Source organism: Mesorhizobium sp. M0166 (assembly GCF_040322255.1).
Taxonomy (GTDB): Bacteria; Pseudomonadota; Alphaproteobacteria; order Rhizobiales; family Rhizobiaceae; genus Mesorhizobium.
Genome location: NZ_JAMYTD010000077.1, coordinates 1 through 9825 on the forward strand (window position 1 = coordinate 1; position 9825 = coordinate 9825).

Annotated in this window: 10 protein-coding genes and 1 pseudogene; 9 read left to right on the forward strand and 2 right to left on the reverse strand. The window is 59.4% G+C overall.

All coding sequences use genetic code 11. From position 1 onward, the window contains the following. The coding region (locus tag NKJ46_RS33950; RefSeq protein ID WP_352671593.1) for an L-histidine N(alpha)-methyltransferase at positions 1-461 on the reverse strand (461 nt) is incomplete at its 3' end. Positions 462-845: 384 nt separating this feature from the next. On the opposite strand from NKJ46_RS33950, the gene NKJ46_RS33955 reads away from it, so the two are divergent. From NKJ46_RS33955 to NKJ46_RS33985, 7 genes and pseudogenes are all read left to right on the forward strand, one after another. Then, positions 846-1688: a gluconate 2-dehydrogenase subunit 3 family protein gene (locus tag NKJ46_RS33955; protein ID WP_352671596.1), complete on the forward strand. Its 843-nt coding sequence runs from the start codon at positions 846-848 to the stop codon at positions 1686-1688. A gap of 181 nt (positions 1689-1869) precedes the next feature. Next, positions 1870-2211: pseudogene (locus NKJ46_RS33960) on the forward strand (GMC family oxidoreductase N-terminal domain-containing protein); the annotation flags it as partial. A 536-nt stretch (positions 2212-2747) separates the two neighbouring features. Next, positions 2748-2939 (forward strand): GMC oxidoreductase, encoded by a 192-nt coding sequence (locus NKJ46_RS33965; protein ID WP_352671599.1) that lies wholly within the window; start codon positions 2748-2750, stop codon positions 2937-2939. Between the two features lie 25 nt (positions 2940-2964). After that, positions 2965-3342 carry a c-type cytochrome gene (locus NKJ46_RS33970; RefSeq protein WP_352671602.1) on the forward strand — a complete coding sequence of 126 codons (378 nt, stop codon included), beginning with the start codon at positions 2965-2967 and terminating at the stop codon, positions 3340-3342. Positions 3343-3784: 442 nt separating this feature from the next. Further along, positions 3785-4942: an IS110 family RNA-guided transposase gene (locus NKJ46_RS33975; RefSeq protein WP_352671605.1), complete on the forward strand. Its 1158-nt coding sequence runs from the start codon at positions 3785-3787 to the stop codon at positions 4940-4942. 383 nt (positions 4943-5325) lie between these two features. Then, positions 5326-5814: an IS3 family transposase gene (locus NKJ46_RS34935; protein ID WP_502903499.1), complete on the forward strand. Its 489-nt coding sequence runs from the start codon at positions 5326-5328 to the stop codon at positions 5812-5814. 3 nt (positions 5815-5817) lie between these two features. After that, on the forward strand, positions 5818-7374 hold the full coding sequence (locus NKJ46_RS33985; protein WP_352671608.1) for a PAS domain-containing sensor histidine kinase: 1557 nt from the start codon (positions 5818-5820) through the stop codon (positions 7372-7374). Positions 7375-7504: 130 nt separating this feature from the next. Here the strand turns inward: NKJ46_RS33985 and NKJ46_RS33990 are convergent, their stop codons facing one another. Beyond that, entirely contained in the window at positions 7505-7717 is a 213-nt protein-coding gene (locus tag NKJ46_RS33990) for a hypothetical protein (protein ID WP_352671611.1), read from the reverse strand. On the opposite strand from NKJ46_RS33990, the gene NKJ46_RS33995 reads away from it, so the two are divergent. Further along, entirely contained in the window at positions 7694-7909 is a 216-nt protein-coding gene (locus NKJ46_RS33995) for a hypothetical protein (protein WP_352671613.1), read from the forward strand. The genes NKJ46_RS33990 and NKJ46_RS33995 overlap by 24 nt on opposite strands. A 692-nt stretch (positions 7910-8601) precedes the next feature. Beyond that, a complete protein-coding gene (locus NKJ46_RS34000) occupies positions 8602-9282 on the forward strand; it encodes an ATP-binding protein (RefSeq protein ID WP_352671615.1) in 681 nt (226 codons plus the stop codon). The last annotated feature ends 543 nt before the right edge of the window (positions 9283-9825 follow it).

The window sequence follows — 9825 nt, forward strand, 5'->3', positions numbered from 1 at the left end:
GTCCGGGCCAATGCCGCGGCGTCACTGCCAAAGCCTTGCGCTCTTGCACTAAGTGGCTTGTTGTACAGCAGGATTTGCCCGCGCGTTCCACGGGCCGCACTCACAGAGAGCGAAAGCGTCGTTCCATCCGGTGCGCCGTTTGAAGCAGGTGCTCGTGCGCGACGTCGATGGAGACCAGCACGAGTTCGGTCTTCACTCCCGCACCCGCCGTACTCGATCAGGATTGGCCCCGGGCCGGCGACCTGTCGCAGTTCGAGTTGGCGCGCCCGCAGGATCGCTATCTCCGCGCGCGTGGGATAGTAATCTTCGAGCCGCGTGATCTCCTCTAACAGGTCGCCCCCCCGTTCGTCATACAGCCAGCGGCAGGGGATCGTCTTTTGACGGCGCGACAGTCCCTCCACGACGTCGGAGCGAAAGAGGTTGTGGTCGCTATGGGACAGCGTTGCAGTCAGATCGTGCATCGACGCGTGTTTCCTTGGATGGTCCAGACGGGAGTGTCGCGGGCCGCACGCCGCCGCAGCGGAAAAGTAGGTCCGCGGATCGCGCCGCGAATCCACAATCCGTCGTCGTTCGTCTAGACACACGGCTCGCCTCCGGTCGCCGCGTATCCGGGACAATCCGGCAATGAGCCGGTTTGAAATGCCTCCGGGCGACAAAGCGCATGGCGCTTTTGGGCTAGGATATCTCGCGCCTATCGAAAGCATGACCAAAGGGAATTTCTAATTTCGTCCGCCGCGTCCGATCTTTGGGTCTGGTTGGGCCAGCCGAGCATACGCGGCCGCCCTGAGATTGATTGAAGCAATTGCGCGTGCCGCCGTGCCCCGCGTGGCCGCAAAGGAGCCCCCATGGATTCACGCGATTTTGCCAAGACCAACAAGTGGACTGCAACTCCGATCACCAATGACCAGAGCGACAAAATTTTCCATCCGAACCGCCGGGACTTTCTCGGCGTTGCCGCTGCCACGGGCGCTGCTTCGCTGGCTCCGGGTATCCTGGTAGGAACCGCCGCGACGACCGCGGCTCTCGCGGAAGCATCCCAACCTGTCTCCTCCCAAGCCATGGATGCTTCCGCGAGTACTATCGCAGCCACATTGCCATCGCCAACGCCCGGCTATCTATCATTCGGCCCGGACGAAGCCGGCTTCGTCGAGGTAATGGTCAACGTGATGTGTCCTGCGGATGCGCTGACACCAGGGGGCGTCGATTGCGGGCTTGCAGCCTACATCGACCGACAACTGGCCGGCGGTTTCGGTAAGGGCGCACGCCTTTATATGCGCGGCCCCTGGCGAGAGGGTAAGCCTGAACTGGGCTATCAATCGCCACTCACCCCCGAGCAGTTTTTCAAGGCGGGGCTTAGCGCTGCGGATGCCGCCTGCCGGAAACGCAATGGCAAGGCCTTTAGTGAGTTGGATGAGAGTGTCGCCGACCGATTTCTCCATGAAATTGCCGGAGGCAAGGTGACGGACGAACGCGTCCAGCTCGCCTCGTGGTTCAACGAACTTGTCTATCCGCTATTTGAGCAAGCTTGCTTTGCAGATCCCATCTACGGCGGCAATGTCGGCAAGGTGTTCTGGAAGGCGATCGGCTATCCAGGTCTCCCCGCGGTTCATTCCCAGGACATGATCGATTTCCGTGGCAAGCCTTTCCCGGGTGCCGCCGATCCGAAATCCATCGTCGACTTCGCCTAAGGAAAGAAATCATGGCTACACGCTTGAAACATCGCACCGTCGTTTTCGTCGGGGGCGGATTTAGCCTCTGCCTATCACCGAAGCGGGCGTGATTTTCAGCGAGGCAGCCAAAAAACTAGGCTACAAACCGTTTCCCATGCCGGCGGCGAATTCGCCGGAAGCTTATATCAACCCCGATGGCATGCAGCTTGGTCAGTGCCAGTTCTGTGGCCATTGCGAGCGCTTCATCTGCGAAGCCAACGCCAAAGCAAGTCCCGAAGTCCTGCTCTATCCAATGCTGCGGAAGCGCAAGGATTTCGAGTTGCGCCTGCAAAGCCACGTTCTCGACGTTCGCTATGATCGCAAGGCCAAGCGCGTGACCGGCGTTCGCTACATAGATCGTGTAACCGGCGAAGAGTACGAACAGCCGGCCGACGTCGTCGTGCTTTCTTCTTTCACGATGTCGAATACCAAGTTTCTGCTGATGGCGGGGATTGGGACGCCCTACGATCCGAAGACTGGTCACGGGGTCGTCGGCAAAAATTTCTGCCACCAGACAATGTCCGGCACGCGTGTCTTCTTCAAGGACCGCTGGATCAACCCGTTCCTGGCGTCCGGTGCATCACAGACGGTGATCGACGAATTCAACGGCGACAATTTCGACCACAGCGGTCTTGGCTTCTTTGGAGGCGGCTACATCTACGCCAACGTGACCAACGGACGGCCGATTACAAGCCGAGCCGTCCCGCCCAGAACTCCGAAATGGGGATCGAAATGGAAACAGGCCAACGCCGATTGGTACGCCCACAGCTTCCCCATTTCCGCCCATGGTAGCTGGTATCCGCATCGGGAGAACTACCTCGACCTCGACCCGACCTATGTCGATGCCTATGGTCAGCCGCTCCTGCGCATGACGTTCGACGTTCGCGAGAACGAGCGCCAAATGTCCGTATATCTTTCGAAGAAGATCGATGAGATCGCCAAAGCGACGGGTGCCGACATAGCGCCGCCGACAGCCCCCCGCAAGGGCCGTACGATAGTCGCGTCTATCAGACCACACATGTCACTGGCGGCACGATCATGGGAAGCGATCCCGGCACCAGCGTCGTCTCTCCTCATCTTCAACACTGGGATGCGGAGAACCTGTTTGTCGTCGGTGCATCTGTCTATCCCTTCAATGCGGGCTACAACCCGACAGGCCCGCTAGGAGCACTCGCTCTTCGACTCGGCGACGACCTCAACGATTACGTTGCACGGCCACGTCACCTCTAATCCCAATCTAAAAAGGACGTTCCCAATGAAAGGCGCGAGAAAGATTGGCGTGTTTATCGCGATGCTTGCACTTGCGGGAGCAACCGCAAATCCCGGCTACGCACAGGACGCCGAGCACGGAAAAACCGTCTTCAAAGCTTGCGCGGCATGCCACGCGACGGATCATGCCAATCGCGTCGGGCCGGGCCTGGGAGGTATCATCGGCAGGAAGGCGGGAACGGTTCCCGGCTTCCGCTACAGCAACGCGATGAAGAAGTCCGGCATTGTCTGGGATGCGAAGATCGTTGATGCGTATCTGGAATCGCCACAGAAGGTAGTTCCCGGAAACAGAATGCCCTACGCAGGACTGAAGGACCCGACGGACCGGGCGGACCTCGTTGGCTATCTTGCTACGTTGAAGTAGCGGCTCGTTGCTCGTTGAGCGAGGTGTCAGCAAGACGCCATCTTTCCGCACCTGAAACGTCGACACCGCCGACTAATGTGCACAGGCGTCCGAACTGCCTGATCCTCTGTCTGGCATCCACACCGCCATGCCATTTACGAGTGTGCTGCCCGTGCTTCGCGCGTTGCAGCGGTCGCTTGCGTGCCTAACGAACCGCTGACGAAGGGCAGTTTCGGTGAGATGGCCTGCTGTTTGGCAAGCGGCCTTTCCTCGTGCATATCGATCCTGCCGATGATGGCGTGGAGGTCGTCAACGCATAGCGGATCGTGTTCGTGCTTCCGCGCTTAGCGGGGCGGTGCGAAATGCCGGTACAAGCTGTCGCGATTGTGGTCTATGAGAAGCTATGCGGGGGAGCGGCGAGGTGGCACCATCGTCGTACGATCAACCCGAAGGATAGACTATCATGTCCAAAGTCGACGATCTCAGCCGATCAATCACTGTATTGGATCAAGCTCGCACTGTGCTCGTCGTTGTAGAAATGAGTCAAAATAACTGGCTGGTGGCCGGAATGCTTCCCGGCGTTCAGCGACACCCCCTCAAGAAACTCGATCCCGATCCCAATGCATTGCTCGGTTTGATCGCGCGTTGGCGATCGGAGGCGGAGGCTGCGGGCATGCCGATAGACCGGGTCGCGCTGGCCTTCGAGGCTGGGCGAGACGGCTTCTGGCTGGCCCGGTGGCTGCAGACGCGAGGCATAGACGCTCACGTCATCCATTCAACCAGCGTCGCCGTGAACCGTGAACACCGACGGGCGAAAACCGACAGGCTAGACACGGCCATGCTGATGCGCGTGTTCCTGGGTTGGCTGCGTGGCGAGCGTGGCCACTGCCGCATGGTGGCGATCCCATCACTGGCGGAAGAGGATGCCAAGCGGCCGAGCCGCGAGCGGGAGAACCTGGTCAGCGAGAAAACGCGGATAGTCAATCGCATGAAAGGGGCGCTGGCTCGGCTCGGCATCCGTGGCTTCAAGCCCGAGCTTCGCCGGGCGCCGAAGAAGTTGCCGGACGTGCGCACTTCGGAAGGACAGCCGCTTCCGCCGAATATGCTGGAAGAGATGCGGCGCGACATGGCTCGGCTTGCGGTGGTGCGCGATCAGATCACGACGATTGAAAAAGCCAGAATTGCCCAGCTTGAGCAGGCGCCCGCGTCGGGGTATAATGCAATGGTTGTGCTATTGGCGCGCGTGATTGGTGTCGGGATTGAGACAGCCGACATGCTGGTCCACGAGGTGCTTAGCCGCAACCTCAGAGACCGGCGCGCGGTGGCGCGTTACGCCGGTCTGACAGGCTCCCCCGACGAGAGCGGATCTAAACGACGCGAAAAGGGGTTGGCCAAGGCAGGCAACGCCCGGGTGCGACGCGGGCTGATCCAATTGGCCTGGCGCTTCCTGAGATTCCAAAAGAATAGCGAACTGACGCAATGGTTCCAGGCACGAGCGGCACAGGGCGCCCGCAAGACGACGATGATCGTGGCGCTCGCACGCAAGTTACTCATCGCGCTCTGGCGATTGGTTACCGTCGGCGAAATCCCGATGGGCGTCACATTGCGCCCGATGAACTGAACACACTGCAGGGCGCCTGACGGATCAACCGCCGTAATGACGCCCGCGCGTATCGATTCGAGGTGGCGGTGTCCCGATGGACACCATGGCGTTATTTGCCGTCATGAGAATGGGCCCGCCGCCTCGGAGCCTTGCTGCTGAAGCCAATGACTGCTTCATGGTCCGGGTCTTTTGCAGACCCACCGAATACAAGGTTGCGGCGTAATGCGATGCGCCCAAAGGCAGGCTCCCCTCGAATTTGATGCTCGCGGACCAATGCACAAGGCAGTGACCAACCGTTCTGTTATGGCTATCCTGACCGCTTTACCGCGAAATCAGTGAAGGCCCCTTGACAACGAAATCCCCATACAAGGGTGTCCAAGCCCTGCACGTCGCAGGGCCAGGTGGACGTGTTCAGCGAGGCGAACAGCTATTCGACAAGCACGGATCGCTATGAACGGCATTTGGTCGCCGCTCACCGCAATCCGCTGCGCGCGTCGAACGGCATACGAATGGTGGCCGACCTAACCTTCGAGGAAGCTGCCGACGGCTTCGACGTCATTCTGGTGGCTGGTGCGCCCACCGCACCAGAAGCGGAGCCTGAACCGTGCCTGGTTCGATGGGCCGCAGAGGCAACCCATACGACCACGCCAAGGCGGAGAGCTTCATTGAAGACGTTGAAGGTCGAGGCGGTCTATCCCATAGCCTTCGAGAGCTTCGAGGGCGTCGCTGACCACCTTCCTCACTTCATCGAGGTGATTTACAATAAGCACAGGCTCCATTCGGCGCTTGGCTATCTGAGCCCGCAGCAGTTCGAGGATCAACACATCCGGCAGACTGGCAATCAGCAGCCTGAACCCGGTCCACCCTCAGGGGCGCACTCCATGGAGTAGCCAATGACGACAGCGTCCAATTCACCTGGCGAAACCGACTCCGAAGCAAAGCGCGCGCTGCAAATTATCGAGAGCATGCCCGGCCACGCATGGTCGGCCGATGCCGCCGGAAGGTTCACGTATGTCAGTCCAAGCACCTTGGCTTTCCTCGGTAACGCGCGCGAAGATCTTAATACTTCCGACGACGAGGATGAGTTCGGCTGGCGTCGGGTCGTCCATCCCGACGATTATGATCGAGTCGCCACCAAATGGCGGCATTGCCTCGAAACCGGCGATCACTATGACACAGAGCATCGTCTGCGCCGCGCCGACGGTGTGTATCGCTGGTTTCGAAACTCAGGACGACCCTCACGCGATAGTCAGGGGCGTATCACCCAATGGTACGGCACGACAATAGACATTGACGAACAGAAGCGGGCCGAGGCGGCGCTGCGCGACCGGGAGCGGGAGCTCTCGCAGCTTGTCGATATGGTTCCGAGCCACCTTTGGCGGCTGACCCCGGACGGCGAGCCGACCTTCTTCAACAGGCGCATGGTTGATTTCCTCGGCCTGGACTTAGCGGATACGGACAGGCCGGGGATGAGCCGGCTGGACGCGATCATAGAGACCGTCCATCTGGACGACGCAGCGAAGTTTAGGGACGCCCTCAACCGCTGCCTCGTCACCGGCGAGAGCTTCGCCATGCGGTATCGCCTGCGCCGCGCTGACGGCGTCTATCGCTGGATGTCGAGCCGCGCCGAGCCATTGCGGGATCAGGACGGGCGCATCGTCCAGTGGTACGGCCTCTGTCACGACATAGATGATCAGATGCATGCCGAAGAGGCGCTGTCGCAATTGCAGCAGATGCAATCGGATTTCGCTCACATGAACCGGGTAAGCACAATGGGAGAATTGGCTGCCTCGCTGTCTCACGAAATCACACAACCGATCGCCAGTGCTCGGAACAATGCCCGCGCAGCCCAGAATTTTCTTGACATACTGCCGCCAGACTTGGGCGAGGTCAGGGAAGCGCTCGCCTGCGTTGTCGGCGATACCGACCGAGCAGGGGACATCATCGATCGCATTCGTGAGCACATTAAGAAAGCGCCGCCGCGAAAAGAGCGCTTCGATCTCAACGCTGCTATCAATGAAGTGATCGCATTAACGCGAAGCGTAACCAACAGAAACGGGGTGTCGGTCCAGACCCGGTTTGCCGACGGATTGTGTCTCGTTGAGGGGGATAGAGTTCAACTACAGCAAGTCATCCTCAACCTGATCCTGAACGCAGTCGAAGCGATCGAGGCGGTCGAGATGGGACCACGAGACCTGCTGATTAGCACGGAACAAGTCGGCACAGAAATCGGGGTGGCAGTCCGAGACTCTGGGCCAGGAATCGATCCGACGCATCTGGAGCACGTTTTCGAGGCGTTCTACACCACCAAGCCCAGCGGGACTGGGATGGGGCTATCGATATGCCGGTCCATCATCGATGCCCACGGGGGCCGGCTATGGGTGCAGGCAAACGAGCCTCGTGGTGCCGTGTTTCGGTTCACCTTGCACGGCGCAGAAGTGAGATCATGAAACTCTTCGTGTCGTTCCAGCAGACGTGAGAGCTGCGCCGGGGTGCGTTGATTGCGCCGTCCGCCTTTCTCGGACCGGCATATGACGATCAGCTCAAACAAGCCTATACCACAGTCAAGGACGCTAACATCTACAGGAAGCACAGCCTCCTTGGCGCACTGTCGAGCGGATCCTTCACCAGCAACGCACCGCTCGCGAAAATGAGGACAAATACATCACCAATGACGTTCTGGCGAAGATTGCGCAGGAGCCGGTCAAAGGCCAACGGCTGTTCATCAGGACAACCAACCTCGATGCCGATCGCGCCATCATCTGGGACATGGGCGCGATCGCTGCGAGTCACAAGTCGGGCCGCCTGAACCTATTCAAGCAGGTGGTCCTAGCGTCCACGTCCATCCCCGGCATCTTTCCGCCGGTCAAGCTGGAAGTCACGGCGGCGGGTAAGACTTATCACGAGATGCACGTTGACGACGGCGCCAGCAACGAAGCCTTCCTGATGCCCGCCGGCACGACGCCGGAACCCAGCATCGTCTAGCTCACCTTGCCCGACATCGCGGAGAAGGCGCTCTCATCCCCAATCAAGACGCAAGGCATCGGCTACCGTTACAGGCTTTCTCCAGGCGCGACGGCATCGACTACAACTTCATCGATATCCAAACGATTTCACGGCCGAAGCGAAGACCCCGTTTGACAACAACTACATGCGCTCACTGTACCATACCGGCTACGAAATGGCTCGCAACGGCATACCTTGGAAAAAGGCTCCTCCGGGATTTCGAAATTGAAGCGTTACCCACGGGGAATCGGGGAACTCATACATTCGCATCAAAGCAAATCCGTGGTGTGTCGACTCGACGCGGCTCAGATGCCGGCGAGCTACATTCGCCACCCGACTTTCTCTGTTTTGCCGCGGCCTTGGCTTCCGGGGCGGACGCGACGTGCGAACATGAAAGTCCGACACGTTCGTACTAAATCTAGGTTTACTTGCTGCAACGTATCGATCATTGGGCACCACCCCCGTGCAATAGCTCACGGCATGCAAAACCATCAAATTACGAGTAACGAAGTTGCCGCGAATGGCTCTTCCAAGCTCGCGAGGTTGGCATGCGCGCATCAGAATCCGGGACGGCTTTGGGTTGCTTGCCCGCTCACCGGGCCCCAGCGCCTTTGACATCAGGCTATCGCTGCTCGGAGGCGGTCCCCGCCGTTACAGCGACTGACTCGCGGTTGCTTCTTTCGTCCATCGTTCACGATTTCAACAACCTACTGACGCCAATCGTCACTATCCTTGAGGAACTGCAAGCTCGACACGTAGGTACGTCCAGGCAGCTGAAGAAGATCGATGGCGCAATATACTGCGCATTTCAAGCCAAGGTGCTCGCTCGCCAACTTCTCGATTTCGCCAATCCGCGGCCGGTGCGCCCTGAACCTGTGCTGATTCGCCAGCTACTTGAGCTACTCGAGCCGGCTCTCGCCAGTGTCCTCTCTCCAGGTATCAGGCTCAAATTAGACAGCGCCGAAGAGCTTCCACCTGCCTTCATCGACCGCCAGCTCGTCGAGCGCGCTCTGCTCAACCTGGTTCTCAATGCGCGCGACGCTATGCCCGAAGGCGGCGACGTCACCATCACAGCGGCGTTGGAGTTTCCGCCTGCCTGTCATCCAGGCGGAGGCGAGCGGATGATCCGCCTTTCTGTCGCCGACTGCGGGGTGGGGATGGACCACCAGACGCTGAAGATGGCGGGACAATTGAATTTCTCGACGAGGACCAATGGCACCGGTCTTGGCCTCGCGATCGTCAGGCAACTGATGGAAAGCTTGGGTGGTGGACTCTCAATAACAAGCGCTCCTAGTCAGGGCACGACGATCGATCTTTGGTTGCCGGCAACGTTGGCCTGCTTTGCGGACTGACGCTGCCTAGACAAGAAAGGAACAACTACGATGAAACTCCACGCTTTAATCGCAGGCTGGGTATCCGCGGTTCGCGATTTCATAGCTCCACGATACCGACCCGAGCTTCACTACATGCGCGGCCCGGGTCCAGTCTTCGCACGACGCCCTGTGATGGTCCAATCGAGACGCGAGCTGCAGATCCTGCGTGCGCCGCCCCGACATCGTTGATCTTCGCGAGACAGGCGCACCGGCAGAACGTGCCTTGCATTGCTCCCATTGAACTTCGTTTCGCTCGACGCCCCGATAACACCCGATGGAGAATCGGCTGCTGAACTCATCCCTTCGGATGAAGAGGGCCCGGATCTGATTTCCGAAAATGCAATATTGCCGAAAATGCAATCAAAACCCCAGGTCAGGTTGGAACGCGGAAGGGCCCTTCACCCAGTTGCGCAGGCCGGATGCCTGCGTGAGATGGCGTCGTCCCGCTGTCCCGGAGCCGAGCTGATTTGGGCCTGAGCACTATAGAGGCTTGTGGACATGGCAGGCGACCCGATCTGGCGT